Raw genomic sequence first — 17,134 nt, 5'->3', positions numbered from 1 at the left:
CAGAGAGGTAGAGGGTATGGGACGCGCAGACACCTATCTCGAGGCATATATCGAACGGGTCAGGCCCGCGTTCGAGAACCTGGACGAGGAGACGGCGCACGCCGTCACCTCGGCACTCCTCAGGTTCAAGTTCGGGCTCTATGGGAACGCGGCCGCAAAGGCGGAAGCGGCCCTCGCGCGCCTGGAGAAGGAGGAGGCGCCAGCGGCCCTGAAAACCGCCCTGCAGATCCTGCAGCGGAGGGCAAACGACCTCAAGGCCTCGGTCCTGGTCTCCACCGACCTCCCCCGCTTCTCCGAGGAAGACCGCCCATTGCTGGCGATGGACCTCCCGGCCGGCGAGGTGGAGGACGAGGCCACCTACACCCTGGACAACGCCCTCCTCCTCCTGTATGCAGTGGGCGCGATCGCCTCCCCCGACGACGAGCAGGCGCTCGACGAACACCGGGGCCTTCCTATCCAGATCCTCACCTCATACCGGAAACAGTTGCGGTTTTAGGTACGAGTCGAGAACACGCCTCAGAGATACGCAAGGCCATCCCTGAACTCTCCAGCACGAGCGTGCGGGAAGGCATGAAAGCAGGAGGGATGGGTGGACGGCATATCTCTCTTCAAGTCCTCCGATTATGCCTTCCCGGCCTTATCGCCATCCCGGGGGTCCGGGGGCAGAGCCCCCGGCCGATGGTGTGGGAAGGCGTGATGATCAGCATGCCGCCCCCAATCGTAGAATCTTTCCTGAAATCTCGCGCCGGGGGGTTGCACCCCCCGGACCCCCCACGGACCGAAGATAGCCGAGGGGCGGCGATTGAGTGATCCCCCTGTCGCCAGGATAGAGATCCGTCCACACGCTGAAGCGCTGCTCAGAATATTTTCATCACTATGCTTGAGCCTGGGGTTCATGCCGAATCACTCTGAAAATGATCCAGAAGATCATCTCTTCTGGTTTACACGAGGATTTGAACTCACCAAATGCCATTGAAACCGATACACAGAGGATAAAAGTTCCTCCGTAATGATCAGTCCTCTGCCTTCCTGCCCCTATCGCCATCCCGGGGGTCCGGGGGCAGAGCCCCCGCGCGAAGATGTGGGAAGGCATGCTGATCGGATGTGCTGCCCCCAATCACAGATTCTTCCCCAACGTCTCGTGCCGGGGGGTTGCACCCCACCGATTCTCCTATCTTGAAAATGAGTGATCAAGGAACGAGAAATTTTCACCCTGTATGTTGAACTCTCCAGAGCGCGAAAAACAACCCTATTCTGCCACCCAATCGCGCCGCATTCCGGGCAGACTCCCCGCTCATAGACCGGCGTCCCTGGAGTTCAGGGCCCCTGATATCCCTCCGGCTCATACGGGGCATTCAGGGCCGGGGAGAAACCTTGCTTTTTTCCGCATTTCGCGAACTGAGCGTATTCTGGGAAGGTCTCAAAAAAAGGCCGATCTGGCCCGGGATCAGAGGCCCAAAACCCAAAACCGGTGCCAGAACAGCGCCGGATCAGAACGAGTCGATCGAGATCCCCTCAAACGTCTCGGCGATCTCCCTGACGTCCTTGACCCCGAAGGCCGTTTGGACCGGGACCAGGTCGAGTTCGCTCGCGCACGAGCACATATAGTCCAGAATATCGATGGAGAGCTCGCGGTGCTGGCGGCTCTTGCGGAGTTGATCGGTGAGGTGCGCCACCGTCTCGGGCGGTTCCATCCTGAGCTTCGCGAGGGAGAGGACGCACATGAAGATCCTGGAGAGGTTCCGGTCAGGTCCGGTGATCGTCTCAAAAAAGTTCTTGAGCACCTGCGCCTGGTAGACCTCGCCACCCATGGGTGAAGATCATCCCTGGAGGGTAAAAAAGATAGCGGTTTGGTGCCGGGGCCCCGCTCACTTCTTGGCGCTTACGATCTTGATGATGTCGCCGTGCTTCAGTTCGGTGCTCTCCTTGATCCGCATATCGGTCCTGGCGTCGACGGCGTACAGGAAGCCTTCGCCGATATCGGTGTGGACGCGGAAGGCAAGGTCTTTGGGGGTGGAGCCCTTCGGCATCAGGAAGGCGTCGGGGAGGACGCGGCCCTGCTTGTCGGTGAAGTGGCGCTCATCCTCCACGGGGTAGACAACGATCTGGTCCAGGAGTTCGAAGACCGTGCGGTCGATCGCCTGCTGGACGCCGGTCCCGCCGTGTTCGGCCATCAGGGCCGCGAGGTGTTCGAGCCCGGCACGCTGCTGGGCGGAGAGGTTGGCGTCTTCGTTGATCGTAAACGAGGGGTCGCCCGGGATATAGTGGATGAACCCGCCATCCGCGGCCATCCGCAGGGCGAGTTCGGCGGCGGCGCTGCTGACCACGCCGTCCATCTCGGCAAGTTCGGCGAGCAGAGCCTTATCTGCGGTGTCCATCTTGTTTGCGACAAAGAGGACCGGTTTGTTCTTTGCAAGCAGCAGTTCGCAGAAGGGAACGAGGTCCTTGATCTCCGAGCGCTGCAGGTCGATCCCGAGTTCGGTCGCCGCGTGTAGCGAGTCCTCGTAGGTGATCCCGAGGCCCGCGAGCACGTCGGCCACGCCGTCGTGGATGTCGTAGTTCTTCGACTGGGCCTGCCGCTGGATACGGGGCCAGTGCTTGGCAAGGATACCGTGAACCCACATCGTCATCTCGACGCCCAGGAACTTGATGTCCTCCCTGGGGTCGTGGCTCCCCGGATCGACCGGGTTGCCCTCCTCGTCGGTGGCGCCGCTGGCGTCCACCACATGGAGGATGGCGTCGGCCTGCCTGAGGTTGTCGAGGAACTGGTTGCCAAGTCCCCGCCCCTTGTGCGCGTCGGGCACCAGACCCGCCACGTCGATGAAGGCGATCGGGACAAAGCGCACGCCGTCCTGGCACTGGGTGCAGCCCTCGATGCCGAGTTCTTTGCACGGGCACGTCGTCCGCACATAGGCGACGCCGTGGTTGGCGTCGATGGTGGTGAACGGATAATTGGCGATCTCAACCTGCGCCATGGTGGCGGCCTTGAAAAATGTCGATTTGCCGCAGTTCGGTTTTCCGGCCAGTGCAAGCGTAATCATAACAATTCACTTTTACCTTTGTACTCTTATTAATCTGGTACCATGGGCTACATTACACGGAAGACCTATTATTTCGACGAACCCGGTGAGGCGAACACCGAGGACGCCGCCAGGTTCGCCGTCGAGCGCGCACAGGAAGCAGGGATCACCACCATCGTCGTGGCCTCCTCCACCGGGAAGACCGCCCTCGCCTTCCTCAGAGCGATGGAAGGGACCGGCCTGCGTTTGGTGGCCGTCACCCATGTCGTCGGCTTCTCAGCGCCCGGAGTCTGGGACTTCGACGCCGATGCGGCCGCAACGCTGCGGGCGGACGGCGCCGAGATCGTCACCGGCACCCATGCCCTCTCCGGCCTGGAACGGGCGATCTCCAGGTCGCCGAAACTCGGCGGGTCTTCGAGGACCGAGGCGATCGCCGAGGCGCTCAGGCGGACGGTGGCCGTCGGCCTGAAGGTGGCCGTCGAGTGCTCGCTCATCGCCGCCGACCATGGAGCGGTGAGGGTGGACGAGGAGGTCGTCGCCGTCGGCGGGACCGCCACCGGTGCCGACACGGTCTGCGTCATCAGGCCGTCGCACACCGCCTCCTACTTCGACCTCCAGGTGCGCGAGATCGTCGCCATGCCGCGGAACCGGTGACCAGGATATGGTACTCGCATCCCTCCAGGACGCTTTCGGCCTCCTCAGGAAATACCCGGCATTCTGGGCGGCCGGGATCGTCGCCGGCGCGGCCTTCGGCCTCGACCTCCTCCTCGAGTTCTCGGGAGAGGTCTTCTTCGCCAGCAAGGTCCTGCTGCTCGGAATGCTCCTGGTCCCCTTCTTTGCGGCCGGGGCGTACGGCACTGCGCACCGCGAGGACCGGAGCATGGCAGTCTTCCTCGAAGAAGGAAAGAAGGGCTACTTCAGAGTCCTCCTCCCGGGGATCGTCCTCTTCTTTGTGGCAATGGTGACCCTCTTCCTCCTTGCGATCCCGATCACCCTCATCCTCGGCGAGAGCGCCCTTGCCGTCGCCGGGTCGACCGCACTTGGAGTCATACTCTCCCTCGCCTTCTTCGCCTACTTCTACGACGTGGCGGCGGTCACCGAAGAACTCGGGGTCTTCGCCTCCCTCCAGCGGAGCGGCGCCGTGGTGATCACCAGGCTCTGGCAGGTGCTCGGCTTCTATCTCGTCAACCTCTTTGCTCTCTTCGCCCTGGGCTTCGGGGTGCTCATCGTCTGGAGCATGCTCGTGTACGAGAAACTTGCCCCACTCGCGGAGAGCGGGGAAGCCTTCGCCTTCGACGCCGCGAACGCCACCGCGACGCAAGCCCAGTTCATCGCCCTCCTCGGGCCAGACGGCGCCATGATCACCGCCGTCACCTATGCGGTCTTCATCGTGCTCGCCGTCCCCTTCGCCCTCGCCTTCAAGGCCGCCTTCTATGCCCGGCAGGCCGACGGCGCTGTCGAAGCACCGATTGAGGGAGAGTACGACGAGAAGGGCCGGTGGTACAGGTACTGAGGTCGTCCCGGACGATCGATCGGGAGGGGGGCGAAACCCTCCCGGCTGCCGCTGGAGATTGAACGGATCTTTTCTCGCCGGGATCTTTGTTGTGGCTTTCCCGGCCCGATCTTGAGGGAACGAGCGTCAGGGAGTTTGAGACAACCGGCTCCGTAGAAATCTTCACTTTTTTTGGTTCGAGTATGATTCAACCGCCTTCTCCCATCTTCTCACGCGGGGGCTCTGCCCCCGGCACGATGTTTGGGAAGGCGTGCTAATCGGATGTGCCGCCCATATGGTAGAATCTTCACTGCCGTCTCGCGCCGGGGGGTTACACCCCCCGGACCCCTCACGGACCGAGGATGGGCGGGGGCGGCGATTGAACACGGTCTCTACTAATTCTCCTGTCTTGAAAAAGAGCAATCAAGCGACGAGAAATTTTCATCCCGTATGCTTGAGGCATGCTTTCGCCTCATGAGCAATTCCATAAAATTGAAGGTTTCAACACGTCGGCAAACTTTTTTTTCAGAGCAGGAACGCCATTCCCGCGGCGCAGATCCCGCCGCCCAGCGTGGCGATGAGGTTGGTGCCCGCGTTCCCAAAGACCCCGCGGTTCTCCAGGGTCGCCCCGACGACGCTGTCCACATTGGTCCCGACAAACCCGGCAACCGTCCCGATGACCGCGATCCAGGGGTCGGCCACCCCGAGGGTCCAGGCGGTGAGGGAGACAAACGCCGCCGCACCCAGCCCCACCGCCTCGCCGAGGAGGGTCACCCCGCCGTTGGTGCCGGGCGGGACGCGCTCGAGGGTGGTGATCAGGTACGGCCGCCCACCCATCACCCCGATCTCCGAGGCCACCGTGTCGGCCGCGGCCGAGGCCACACTCCCGAGGAAGAGTGCGATACAGGCCGGGTGGCCGGTGATCCCGTACAGCACCGCGCCGACCGTGGCGACGAGACCGTTGGCAAAGACGTTCAGGTAGCCCCGCACCCCGCCGTGGGACTGCGCCACCCCGAGGTCGTTCTTCTCCCGATACTTGAACTTCGTCGCCCCTGAACCCAGGATGAAGAAGACGAGCATGATGAAGAACCAGCGGACGTCGGCGAAGACGATGAGGAGAAGCCCGATGATCGCCCCGGAGAAGAGGCCCGAGAGGTCGGCGGCCTTGAAGCGGTATGAGAGGTAGCCAAAGACCAGGGCGATGACCAGGGCCAGGAGGAGCGACTGGAGATCGACCGAGTACCCGATCTCGAAGAAGAGCTGCTGGGCCATGGCCACGCCGAGGGCCTCGATCATCAGGGCGTCCTCGCGGCCGACGAGGGCGGCCCTCAGGAAGACGGCGACCAGCGCCCCGATGAGGACGGTGAGCGGCGAGAAGACCCCGAGATAGGCCATGGCCGCCAGCGCCCCCATACCTCCGGTGAGGATATAGGCGATATAGGACCTGGGCTTTCCCCCGGTCACCCTGAAGGCGAACTCGCCGAGGACGACGATCGCCAGGGTCGAGGCAAAGACCGCCAGTGATAGCAGGCCGAGGCCGTACAGCAGGGCGGTGACGATGATCGAAACCGAGACATACCGCGTCCCCTCAATGAGGAGGAGGACGCCGGAGAAGAGGATCACCAGCAGGGAGAGGAGCCATGCAGGCTGGACCAGCGGGGCTACGAGGATCCCAAAGACCGCAAGGACAGCAGCCAGCGCAGGCCCGATCTCCCGAGTCATCCGGATGATCATTGGGAGTACACCAAAAAGAACTTTGTAGTAGGGAGGGGCGAGGGCACGGCATCTCCTGCGCCATATAATTCTTTTAAAAACTTGAAAATACAATAGGAAAGGAGATGTCATCCTCGCATACGATCCCTAAAAACTACGACTTTCGGGAAGTGGAGGAGCGGTGGCAGCGCACATGGCGCGACGAGGACAATTACTTTGACCCCGACTCGACAAAGCCGCGGTTCATCATCGATACCCCGCCGCCCTACCCCACCGGCAACTTCCATATCGGGAACGCTCTGAACTGGTGCTATATCGACTTCATCGCCCGCTACAAGCGGATGCGCGGGTACAACGTCATGTTCCCGCAGGGCTGGGACTGCCACGGCCTCCCCACCGAGGTCAAGGTCGAAGAGATCCATGGCATCACCAAAAACGACGTTCCTCGCGAGGAATTTCGGCGGCTCTGCCGGGAACTCACCCACGAGAACATCGCGAAGATGCGCACCACCCTGCGGCGGTGCGGGTTCTCGACCGACTGGAGCCACGAGTACATCACGATGCTCCCGCAGTACTTCGGCAAGACGCAACTCTCCTTCCTGCGGATGCTCAAGGCGGGCTACATCTACCAGAGCGAGCACCCGGTGAACTTCTGCACCCGGTGCGAGACGGCGATCGCCTTCGCCGAGGTGAGCCACGAGGGCCGGGAGACGAAGCTCAACTTCTTCGACTTCGACGGGCTGGAGATCGCGACGACCAGGCCCGAACTCCTTGCGGCCTGTGTGGCGGTCGCCGTCCACCCCGAAGACGAGCGCTACACCGACCTCGTCGGCAAGCACCTGACCGTCCCGCTCTTCGGCCATGAGGTCGCCGTGATCAAGGACGAGGACGTCGACCCCTCCTTCGGGTCCGGCGCCGTGATGATCTGTACCTTCGGCGACAAGCAGGACGTTCACTGGTGGAAGAAATACGACCTTCCCCTCAGAAAGGCGATCGACCGCAAGGGCAGGATGACGGCACTCTGCGGCCGGTACGAGGGCATGAAAGCAGAAGAGTGCCGCACGGCGATCCTCGGCGACATGGAAGCGGCCGGCATCCTCAAGAGGCAGGAGAAACTCGAGCAGCGGGTCGGGACCTGCTGGCGGTGCAAGACGCCGATCGAGATCCTTTCCGAGCGGCAGTGGTTCGTGCGGATCAAACCCGAGGAGATCCTGAAGGCCGCCCGGCAGGTCAAGTGGTACCCCGAGCACATGCAGATGCGCCTGGAGAACTGGGTCGAGCAGATGGAGTGGGACTGGTGCATCTCGCGCCAGCGGATCTTCGCCACGCCGATCCCGGTCTGGTTCTGCGCGAAGTGCGGCGAGATGGTCCTACCCGACGAGGCCGACCTGCCCATCGACCCGACGGTCACAAAGCCCAATCACCCCTGCCCGACGTGCGGGTCAGAGGAGTTTGTGGGCGAGGACGACGTCCTGGACACCTGGATGGACTCCTCGATCTCGGTCCTGAATATCACCGGGTGGGACGGGAGCGAGACGCCCGAGATCTTCCCGGCGCAGCTGCGGCCCCAGGGGCACGACATCATCAGGACCTGGGCCTTCTACACCATCCTCCGCTCGGTGGCCCTCACCGGCGAGCGGCCGTGGGACGGGATCCTGGTCAACGGGATGGTGCTCGGCGAGGACGGATACAAGATGTCCAAGAGCCGCAACAACATCATCCCGCCCGAGGACATCCTCAGCGAGTACGGCGCCGACGCCTTCCGGCAGTGGGGGGCGATGGGTTCGGCCACCGGGCAGGACATCATGTTCAACTGGAACGACGTCGTCGCGGCGTCCAGGTTCCAGACCAAGATGTGGAACATCATCCGCTTTGTGCTGACCCAGCTCGAACGCGAGCCGGTGGACGAGGCGGCCGAAGTGACCGAACTCCTGGACCGCTGGCTCCTCGTGAAACTCTCAAAGACCGCGGCCGAGGTGACGAACGCCCTCGAGACCTACCAGTTCGACCAGGGGCTCAAGGCGATCCGGGACTTCACCAGGAACATCCTTGCCGACGACTACATCGAACTGGTGAAGGGCCGGCTGTACTCCGACGCCCCTGAACGTGCGAGCGCCTGCCGCGCCCTGACCATCACCGTCGACGCCCTCTGCCGGATGATCGCACCCTATACCCCGCACTTCGCCGAGGAGTGCTGGGCCCAGTTCAGGGAGGACTCGGTGCTGAAGCAGCCGTGGGTGGAGATCGCCGTCGACGACCCGGAGGCCGAGCGGATCGGCGACCATGTGGTCGGCCTCACGGCAGAGCTCCGCCGGTACAAGCACGACGCGGGGCTTGCCCTGAACGCTCCCTTCGGGACGATGAACATCTACGCCCCCGACCAGATCGACGACTCCGGCGATGTGGCGCGGGCGCTGAACGCCACCGTCGCCTGGAAGACCGGCGAGCCGAAGCTCGAGAAGTCGGTGGCCGGCGTTACGTTCAATATGGCGGTGATCGGGCCGAAGTTGCGCAAGCAGGCGAAGGCCTTCATGCAGGCGGTCGAGGCCCTGCCGGCCGAGGCCATCGTCACCCCGCCGGCAACGGTGAGCGTCGACGGCGAGGAGATCGCCGTGCCTGAGGACGCCTTTGCCCCGAAGTTCGCCTTCTCCGTGGAAGGCGAAGAGGTCGAGGTGCTCGACTTCGATGAGGTGACGGTTACGCTGCGGCGTGACTGAGCCTTCCAACTTTTTTTTGGTACTGTCGATTCGTGATGGACACAGAACTCTTCGGCTGTGTCGAACTCATCTGAACAATCCGATCTTTTCCTTTTATCGAACTCACCCCCGGGGGAGAGAACCAGGCCCTATTATCACCGCTCTCCATGATTGATCATACCATGCCAATCGATCAGATCCCGATCGGGAAGTTCTCCCACCTGACCAGGCTCTCGAAGAAAGCGCTGCACTGCTACGACCAGAAGGGCCTGCTGGTGCCGGTGGCAAAGGACCTCTGTTCCGGGTACCGGTATTATGCGATCGCCCAGATCGACCGGGCCGTCAGGATCCGCGCCCTTGCCGGCCTCGGGTTCTCCCTGGACGAAGTAGGAACCGTCCTCGACGCCCTGGACCGGGGGGAGTCCGCGGTCGTTGCCGGACTCATGCAGATGCGGCGCCGTGCCGTCAGGCAGGAGATCGATCGGTTGCATGGGGTGGAACGGGTGCTGTCGTCGGCAGACCCGTTGAAGGAGTTGTTCAAGATGTCATTAACCGAATGGACAATCAAGGAGATCGCGCCCCTGCGCGTCGTCTCGACCCGTGAAAAAGGAGCATATGCAGAGGTCACCGGCCCGATGATCGAGAAACTCTGCCGGGAGGTCGCCCTCCCTGAGAACAGGAACGCCATGGTGAAGGTCACCGGGACCGTCATCTCGGTCTGTCATGACGGAGACGAGATCGGAAACGACTGCGACGTCGAGGTGGCCCTCCCGGTCGCGGGAGCGGTGACGGTCAGCGACCCGGCCGTCGAGGTGCGGGTGCTGCCGGGGTGCTGCGTCCTCTCGGTGCTGCACCGGGGACCGCATGAGAACCTCCCCCTGGCCCACCGACAGGTGAGGAAATATCTCGACGCCCATGGCCTGCACCAGACCGGTCCTGAGCGGGAGGTCTATCTCAACGACCCGGCAGAGACCGCGGCCGCAGACCTCATGACCGAGATCCAGTACCCGGTCGGGGAATGAGCACGGCGAAAGGTCATCATTTTCTGGCCCTGAGAATCAAGTATGAACCGAGAGCACGCCTCAGGCATACCGCGGGAACATTGTTCTAAGTGGCATTTTGAGGTGTGGAAGGATTCTTGATCCCTCTCAACCGCCGCCCCTCGACTATCTTCATCGTGGGGGGTCCTGGGGGTCTCCCCCCGGCTAAAGAAAGCAGGAGAACATTCTTTACTCTATAGGTGGGGCGGCACGTCGATCGGCCTGCCTTCCCGCATGCTCGTGCCGGGGGCTCTGCCCCCGGACCCCCGGGATTGCGATAGGGGCGGGAAGGCGCATGAGATGATGCTTAAGAGGGGATTACCGTCCTCCTCCCTATCTTCTGCGGGGGGAACGGCAGGCAACCAGCCACCCGGCGGAAGATCTGCGATCAGAATTTCTGGAATGAAGGGTTTTGATACGGACGAAGATTCATGTTCGGGATACTTTAGGGATATGCTCAGAGTATCCTCAGGGCCAAATCATTATTGAGATTCCCCCCATAGTACCAAATCGTGGTCTTGCAACCTCGTCCCATCTCCCGCCTTATGGGCATGGACCCGGTCCGCCGGCAGAGTCTGATCAGTCTCGCCTCCACGGTCGGCCTCACTGCTGCCGGTTTTGTTGCCACGATGTACTTTACCCATGTGCTGGGGAAGGCCGCATATGGACCGTACGCCCTCTTCCTCGCGTACTACGGGATCTTCAATCTCATCGGCGACGGGGGGTTCGGCGGCGCGGCGGTCAAACGGATCTCAGAGGAGAGCGAACAGAACGAATACTTCACGGCCTTTCTCGTACTCAGGGTGCTTCTCCTCGCGCTCTCGGTGACCGCACTCCTCGCCATCCGCCCGTTCATCGACGATCTCCAGGGCGAAGGGACCCTTTTCTGGCTGGTGCTTGCACTGGTCATCGGGGTCTTCACCGGCGTCACGGGAAATGGAGTCTATGGAGAAGGGAAGGTCGGCGTGAACCAGAGCGGGGGTCTCCTGAACAGTCTGGTAAAAATTCTTCTCCAGGTGGTCGCCGTCTTCTTCGGGTACGGTGCCGCCGGACTTATCGGCGGGTTCGTCGCCGGTCTCTTCGTCGGCGGCCTCTTTACCCTCAGGTTTCTCACGCTCAGACCGGCACGGTTCACCGGGCGCCACCTCAGAAACCTCAGCACCTTCTCCTTCTGGATCTTTCTCGCATCGAGCGGCGTGATCATCTTCTCCCATGCCGACACGATCCTCGTCGGCTACTTCATGACCGACGCCGACGTCAGTGTCTACCAGATCGCCTTCCAGTTCACCACGGCCGCGGCCTTCACCACCACGGCGCTTCGCACCACGCTCTACCCAAAGATCAGCCGCTGGCACGCCGACCGCAACCCTACCTGGATCGCCAACGCCCTCTCCCGCGCCTTCACCTACTCCCTCCTCCTCGCCGTCCCGGTGGCGGTCGGGGGATGGGTCCTCGGTGAGCGCCTCCTGTACTTCTTCTACGGCGCGGGGTTCGCCGAAGGTGCAGCAGCCCTCGGCATCCTCCTCCTCGTGCAGGTGGTCAACGTCTTCATGTACCTCCAGACGATGACCCTCAACGCCATCGACCGCCCGCGCGAATCCTTCTACGCCACCGGCACCGCAGCGGCCGTGAACGTCGCCCTCGACCTTGCTCTCATCCCCCTCATCGGGATCGAAGGAGCGGCGATCGCCACGCTCGTAACGATGCTCGTCAACGCCGCGATCGCCCGCCATTATCTCTCAAAGCAGATCTCGGTGCGCCTCGAACGCGGCCCCACCCTCCACATCCTCATCGCCGCCGGGCTGATGGCTCTCGTGCTCCTGTCGTACCGGGCCGTCATCCCCCTCTCGAACGTCTTCGTCGTCCTCGCCGCCGTCGCCCTCGGCGCGATCGTCTACGGTCTGGTGCTCCTGAAGGCCGACCGCGGCATCCGTGACGAACTCCGCGACCTCGTCGTGCAACTCGGGGTGCCCTGGCCGCGGTGGTTGTGAATGCTTGAAAAAAATGGCTCTGGAGATACTCTCTCGTCTTCTGAATGCGAACGTGACTCAACCGCCTTCCCCTCTCCTCGCGCCGGGGGCGCTGCCCCCGGACCCCCGGCATGGCGATAGGGCCGGGAAGGCTGAAAAAAAGATCCTGAATGTCGGGATGCCGTTCTCCACCCATCGCTCGCGCGGGGGGTTCGGAGGGCGGCCAGCCCCCCGCAGAGTGATCGATCCGGATCTGAAGAGATTACCTCGCCGCGCCCGCGCGCCGCCTGATCTCGTCGGCGACGAACGAAAGCATCTCGTCGACCGGGAGGAGGGCGTCGACCAGGACGAACCGTTCGGGATCGGCTTCCGCCAGGGCCAGGAAGTTCTGCTGGACCTCTCCGAGGACCGACGCCTCCTCGAAGTGCTCCCGCTTCTCTTTGAGTCTCGTCACCGCCGCATCGACCGGGAGGACGCAGAGGAAGGTGAGGCCGGGGACGACGGTGAAGGGGGCGTGGACGGCCTGCAGCCAGCCGGCGGGGTCAGGGAGAAGATTTTTGAGCGTCACCGCCTGGTAGGCGTAACGGCTGTCGGCGTAGCGGTCGGAGACGACGATCCGCCCGGCGGCCAGGGCCGGCCTGACGACATGCCTGAGATGCGCGGCATGGTCGGCGATGAAGAGAAGACACTCGGTCATGGGGTCGTCGTTCTCGGCGATAGACCGGCGGACGGCCTCGCCGACCCAGGTGGCCCCGGGCTCGCGGGTGATGACGGGATCGAGGTCGGCGAGGGCGCCGGCAAGCCCCTTCACCAGGGTGCTCTTCCCGCTCCCGTCGATCCCTTCGACGGTCACGAGCATGTCCGCCCCTCCTGCAGCCATTCGAGCGGGATCGCACCTTTGTGGACGCCGGTCGCCACGATCGCCCCGTCGAACCCCGCGCCCTCGAGCATATCGAGGTGGCGCACCCCGGCCACGCCGCCGCCCCAGAGGAGGCGGCCCGAGTACGCGGCGCGGAGGTCTTCCAGGTCGTCGGGGAGGCCGCACCCGGTCCCGACACCGCCGATATTGAGGAGGATGCACCCGGCGAAGGGGAGGGACTCGGCCCGCTTCAGCACCTCGATCGGCCGTTCTCCCTTCGGGATCACGAGGCCGTCCTTGATGTCCACCGAGAGAAAAGAGCCCGCATACCCGGAAAGGTCGTCCCCAGCCGTCTCGGTCCCGACGACGTTCGTCACCCCGGCCATCAGGTCGGCCGGCGTGCGGCAGCCGCGGTCGAGATAACAGCGCTTCACCATCCCGGCGAGGCGGCGGACAACCTCGTCATGGTCTCCCACCCCCTCGATCCGGTCGAGGTCGGCGATATAGAGATATTGGGGCGCAAGATCCCGGAGGTACGCCTCAGGCTCGGCCGTGGAGGAAAGCCCCCAGGTGAGCGGGGCATACGTCTCCCGTCGTCCCTTTGCGCCGTGGACAACACAACCCCCCTTCAGGTCCATTGCAAGAATACATTCCATGTGCTCAACGTAATCACTATTAGGATAAAAGATCATTAATTTCTATGCGATTATTGGTCAGCCCAAGCAGTATCGAAGAGGCTCGATCCGCCCTCGCCGCAGACATCATCGACGTGAAAAAACCGTCGGAGGGCTCGCTCGGTGCCAACTTCCCCTGGGTGATCCGCGCCATCAAGGAGATGGCGGAGAAGCCAGTCAGTGCTGCCATTGGCGATTTTGATTACAAACCTGGCGGCGCCGCTCTCGCAGCATATGGGGCCGCGTGCGCTGGTGCTGACTATGTCAAGGTGGGGCTCATGTTCGACGGCAAGGAGAAGGCCTACGAACTGAGCAAGGCAGTCGTGCAGGCAGTCAAAGACGAGTTCCCTGAGAAGATCGTCGTCATCGCCGCATACTCCGACTACCAGCGCCTCGGCACCATCTCGCCCTTCGTCGCCGCTGAAGCCGCGGCCGACGCCGGCGCCGACGTCGCCATGATCGACACCGGAAAGAAAGACGGGAAGAGCACCTTCGCCTTCATGGACGCGGATATGCTCGCCGCCTACACCGCGCAGAACCGGGATCTGGGAGTCGAGACCGCCCTGGCGGGTTCGTTGAAGTTCGAGGACCTCACCGCTCTCAAGACCATCGACCCCGAGATCATCGGCGTGCGCGGAATGGTCTGCGGCGGCGACCGAACCGACGCCATCAGGCCCGAACTGGTGGAAAAGGCCCTGGCAATGCTCAGGTGAGGACGATGTTCACCGAGAAATTCGAGATCCCGACCGCCCTCACCTTCGACGACGTCCTGCTCAAACCCGCGGCGTCGTACGTCGAGCCGTACAACGCCGACGTGCACGCGGCCTTCTCAAAGAACATCCCGCTGAATATCCCGATCGTCTCCTCGGCGATGGACACGGTGACCGAGTCGGAGATGGCCATCGCCCTCGCGCGTCTCGGCGGGATCGGGGTCATCCACCGGAACATGAAGCCCGACCACCAGGTCGAAGAGGTGACCAGGGTCAAGCACGCCGAGGACCTCATCGAGCGCGAGGTGCTCTCGGTCGGGCCCGACGCCACCCTCAACGAGGTGGAGGCGCTGATGAACCGGCACGGGATCAGCGGGGTGCCGGTGATCAAGGAGAAGCAGCTCGTCGGGATCGTCTCCCGACGTGACATCAGGGCCATCCTCCATGTGCGCGGCGACGAACCGATCGCCTCGATCATGACAAGAGAACCGATCACCGCGCGCGAGGACGTCACCGCCAGCGAGGCACTGGAGACGATGTACACCAACAAGGTCGAGCGCCTGCCGGTGACCAACGGGAACGGGAAACTCCTCGGGATCATCACGATGCAGGACATCCTGGAGAAGCGTTCCTTCCCGCAGGCAAACCGCGACGCCTCGGGCAGCCTCCGGGTGGCCGCGGGGGTCGGGCCCTTCGACGCGGAGCGGGCCATCATGCTCGACGAGGCGGGGGTCGACGCCGTGGTCGTGGACTGTGCCCACGGGCACAACATGAACGTGGTCGAAGCGGTCAGGAACATCAAGGGCAGCGTGAAGGCCGACGTCATCGCGGGCAACATCGCGACCTCTGAAGCCGCCGAGGCCCTGGCCGACACGGTCGACGCGCTCAAGGTCGGGATCGGACCGGGCTCCATCTGCACCACCAGGATCGTCGCCGGGGTCGGTGTCCCGCAGGTGACGGCGATCGCGAGCGTCGCCGAGGTGGCGTCGCCGCTCGGCATCCCGGTCATCGCCGACGGCGGGGTGCGCTACTCGGGCGACATCGCCAAGGCCATCGCCGCAGGTGCCAACTCGGTGATGATGGGCAGCCTCCTCGCCGGGACCGACGAGGCGCCGGGACGGCTCATCGCAATGCAGGGCAGGAAGTACAAGCAGTACCGCGGTATGGGTTCCCTGGGCGTGATGAGCGGCGGCGAGTCGTCTGACCGCTACTTCCAGAAGAAGGGGATCGGCCGGACCAAGTACGTCCCCGAGGGCGTCGAAGGGGCGATCCCCTATGTCGGGAAGGTCTCTGAGGTCGTCTACCAGCTCATCGGCGGACTGAAGTCGGCGATGGGCTATACGGGCTCGGCGACGATCGAGGACCTGAGGACGAAGGCGCAGTTTGTCAGGATCACCCCGGCCGGGATGGGCGAGTCCCACCCGCACAATATCCTCATCACCGACGAGGCCCCGAACTACCGGCAGATGGGATAATCCCTATTTTTTTAATAGGATGAACACTAACATCAGGTAAAGATGCTTGAGAGCACTGAGACCTCCCGCATCCTCGACATCCTGGGGAACCGCAACCGGCGGCGGATCCTGGACCTCCTCAGACAGAAGCCCTGCTTTGTCACGGAGATCTCGGACCGACTGATGATCTCGCCGAAAGCGGTGATCGAGCACCTCCAGCTGATGGAACAGGAACGGATCCTCTCCTCCTTCCACGACGACCGGCGGCGGAAATATTATTGCCTGACCCGAGAGATCAGGATCGACGTCCAGTTCAGCAACGGCGATCCGGTCCCCCTCGTCAGGCCGGCCGAGAGTCTGGAGGGAAAGTACCTGGCCTCCCTGTACACCCTTGCCCGGATGATCCGGGCGCGTGACCGCCTGATCGCCGACCTGGAGACGATCGAGCGGGAGATCGATGTCAAGATGAACGACATCGTGCGGTACAGCCGGAATCTTCTCGCCAGCGAGGTCGAGATGGACCTGGTGCTGGCCCTGGCGCACTGCACCCTCACCCTCCGCGACCTCGAGGAGTATACCGGATTGGAGGCCGGGCCGGTGGAGAGGATGCTCAACGACCTGATCGTGAAGGGTATCGTCGAACAGAACGGGAACGAGTACATGTTGCGTGGTCCTTATGTCAAACAATCCCTATGAAGAAATTTTCAAGCACCTGGCAGAGATCCTCAAGGAGGCCATGAGCGAGAGCAGCGACCGGCCGCGGGTCATCGGGTGCGCCATCATCGCCGGCGGGGGGGGGCCCGGGCCCGAACCCGAGGCCCATGACGACGACGGGATCGACTACGAGATCACCGAGTGCGACCGTTGCGTCTATATCACCGCCCCGATCCCGCCGGAATGCGAGGACAATGTCTCGGCGGCGATCGAGGGGAAGGCGGTCACCCTGACGATCGGCGACGCGCAGGAGACGATCGACCTGGAGAGCGAGGTCGACGAGGAGCAGAGTTCGGTCTCCTGCAACCACGGCGTCCTCGATATCGTCTGTGTGAAAACCGAGTGAAGCGTTTCTGGGTGCTGGAGAAAGCTCCTCTTATTTTTGAAAGCAGAGATTTTCCAGGCGTAAGGCCGTGGAAAGGCACGTCGATCAGACGTGCCGCCCCGGTCGTAGAATCAGTCAATAAGAGGAATGATCAGGATCGACGTCGTGGCCTTCCCGGTCCTATCTTCATCCCGGGGGTCCGGGGGCAGCGCCCCCGGCGCGTATGGTAAGGAAGGCGTGATGATCTGACGTGCCGCCCTTCATCGGAGAATTTTCACCGACGTCTCGCGCCGGGGGCTGTGCCCCCCGGGCCCCCCACGAAGTGAGGATTGGTGGGGGCGGCAATGGAGTGAAGTCTCCTCCGATTCTCCTGTCTTGAAAAGAGAGAGCAAGCAACGAAACATTTTCATCTCGTATGCTTGAGGGGTGATCTCGACTCACGCCCGATTCCACCGGGTCATGAAACC

Annotated in this window: 15 protein-coding genes; 10 read left to right on the top strand and 5 right to left on the bottom strand. The window is 63.0% G+C overall.

Going from position 1 to position 17,134, the window contains the following annotated elements:
- Window positions 1–16 precede the first annotated feature (16 nt).
- Window positions 17–496: a hypothetical protein gene (locus E2N92_RS13610; RefSeq protein WP_246589196.1), complete on the top strand. Its 480-nt coding sequence runs from the start codon at window positions 17–19 to the stop codon at window positions 494–496.
- A gap of 994 nt (window positions 497–1,490) precedes the next feature.
- On the opposite strand, the gene E2N92_RS10920 is transcribed toward E2N92_RS13610, so the two are convergent.
- Window positions 1,491–1,811 carry a hypothetical protein gene (locus E2N92_RS10920; RefSeq protein WP_220681190.1) on the bottom strand — a complete coding sequence of 107 codons (321 nt, stop codon included), beginning with the start codon at window positions 1,809–1,811 and terminating at the stop codon, window positions 1,491–1,493.
- 57 nt (window positions 1,812–1,868) lie between these two features.
- Window positions 1,869–3,041, bottom strand: coding sequence for a redox-regulated ATPase YchF (locus E2N92_RS10915; protein ID WP_220681189.1), 1,173 nt, complete (start codon window positions 3,039–3,041; stop codon window positions 1,869–1,871).
- Between the two features lie 42 nt (window positions 3,042–3,083).
- Between E2N92_RS10915 and E2N92_RS10910 the strand changes: the two genes are divergently transcribed.
- A complete protein-coding gene (locus E2N92_RS10910) occupies window positions 3,084–3,674 on the top strand; it encodes a pyruvate kinase alpha/beta domain-containing protein (protein ID WP_220681188.1) in 591 nt (196 codons plus the stop codon).
- Window positions 3,675–3,681: 7 nt separating this feature from the next.
- Window positions 3,682–4,533: a DUF7847 domain-containing protein gene (locus tag E2N92_RS10905; protein ID WP_220681187.1), complete on the top strand. Its 852-nt coding sequence runs from the start codon at window positions 3,682–3,684 to the stop codon at window positions 4,531–4,533.
- A gap of 504 nt (window positions 4,534–5,037) precedes the next feature.
- Here E2N92_RS10905 and E2N92_RS10900 read toward each other — a convergent pair.
- Window positions 5,038–6,234 (bottom strand): DUF92 domain-containing protein, encoded by a 1,197-nt coding sequence (locus tag E2N92_RS10900; RefSeq protein ID WP_220681186.1) that lies wholly within the window; start codon window positions 6,232–6,234, stop codon window positions 5,038–5,040.
- Between the two features lie 116 nt (window positions 6,235–6,350).
- Here E2N92_RS10900 and E2N92_RS10895 point away from each other — a divergent pair, with 116 nt between their 5' ends.
- The 3 genes from E2N92_RS10895 to E2N92_RS10885 all read left to right on the top strand — a co-directional run bounded on the left by E2N92_RS10895 (window position 6,351) and on the right by E2N92_RS10885 (window position 11,952).
- Window positions 6,351–8,942 carry a valine--tRNA ligase gene (locus E2N92_RS10895; RefSeq protein WP_220681185.1) on the top strand — a complete coding sequence of 864 codons (2,592 nt, stop codon included), beginning with the start codon at window positions 6,351–6,353 and terminating at the stop codon, window positions 8,940–8,942.
- Between the two features lie 161 nt (window positions 8,943–9,103).
- Window positions 9,104–9,943, top strand: a complete 840-nt coding sequence (locus E2N92_RS10890; protein ID WP_220681184.1) for a MerR family transcriptional regulator — start codon at window positions 9,104–9,106, stop codon at window positions 9,941–9,943.
- 530 nt (window positions 9,944–10,473) lie between these two features.
- Window positions 10,474–11,952 (top strand): flippase, encoded by a 1,479-nt coding sequence (locus E2N92_RS10885; RefSeq protein WP_246589195.1) that lies wholly within the window; start codon window positions 10,474–10,476, stop codon window positions 11,950–11,952.
- A gap of 241 nt (window positions 11,953–12,193) precedes the next feature.
- Here the strand turns inward: E2N92_RS10885 and tmk are convergent, their stop codons facing one another.
- Both tmk and E2N92_RS10875 read right to left on the bottom strand, forming a co-directional pair.
- Window positions 12,194–12,790: a dTMP kinase gene (gene tmk / locus E2N92_RS10880; RefSeq protein ID WP_220681183.1), complete on the bottom strand. Its 597-nt coding sequence runs from the start codon at window positions 12,788–12,790 to the stop codon at window positions 12,194–12,196.
- A complete protein-coding gene (locus tag E2N92_RS10875) occupies window positions 12,781–13,446 on the bottom strand; it encodes a HisA/HisF-related TIM barrel protein (protein WP_220681182.1) in 666 nt (221 codons plus the stop codon). The genes tmk and E2N92_RS10875 overlap by 10 nt, the downstream gene beginning before the upstream one ends.
- A gap of 44 nt (window positions 13,447–13,490) precedes the next feature.
- On the opposite strand from E2N92_RS10875, the gene E2N92_RS10870 reads away from it, so the two are divergent.
- Genes E2N92_RS10870 through E2N92_RS10855 form a run of 4 tightly spaced genes read left to right on the top strand, consistent with a single transcriptional unit; the run spans window position 13,491 to window position 16,688 of the window.
- A complete protein-coding gene (locus E2N92_RS10870; RefSeq protein ID WP_220681181.1) occupies window positions 13,491–14,177 on the top strand; it encodes a (5-formylfuran-3-yl)methyl phosphate synthase in 687 nt (228 codons plus the stop codon).
- Window positions 14,178–14,182: 5 nt separating this feature from the next.
- Complete coding sequence (gene guaB / locus E2N92_RS10865) at window positions 14,183–15,649, top strand: IMP dehydrogenase (protein WP_220681180.1); 1,467 nt, start codon at window positions 14,183–14,185, stop codon at window positions 15,647–15,649.
- 42 nt (window positions 15,650–15,691) lie between these two features.
- Window positions 15,692–16,324 carry an ArsR/SmtB family transcription factor gene (locus E2N92_RS10860; protein WP_220681179.1) on the top strand — a complete coding sequence of 211 codons (633 nt, stop codon included), beginning with the start codon at window positions 15,692–15,694 and terminating at the stop codon, window positions 16,322–16,324.
- Window positions 16,305–16,688, top strand: coding sequence for an Hsp20/alpha crystallin family protein (locus E2N92_RS10855; protein WP_220681178.1), 384 nt, complete (start codon window positions 16,305–16,307; stop codon window positions 16,686–16,688). The genes E2N92_RS10860 and E2N92_RS10855 overlap by 20 nt, the downstream gene beginning before the upstream one ends.
- Window positions 16,689–17,134 lie beyond the last annotated feature (446 nt).

The sequence above is a fragment of the Methanofollis formosanus genome, assembly GCF_019633745.1.
Classification (GTDB): Archaea; Halobacteriota; Methanomicrobia; order Methanomicrobiales; family Methanofollaceae; genus Methanofollis; species Methanofollis formosanus.
Note: the sequence above shows the minus strand (reverse complement) of the source record. Positions and strands in the feature narration are given on the sequence as shown.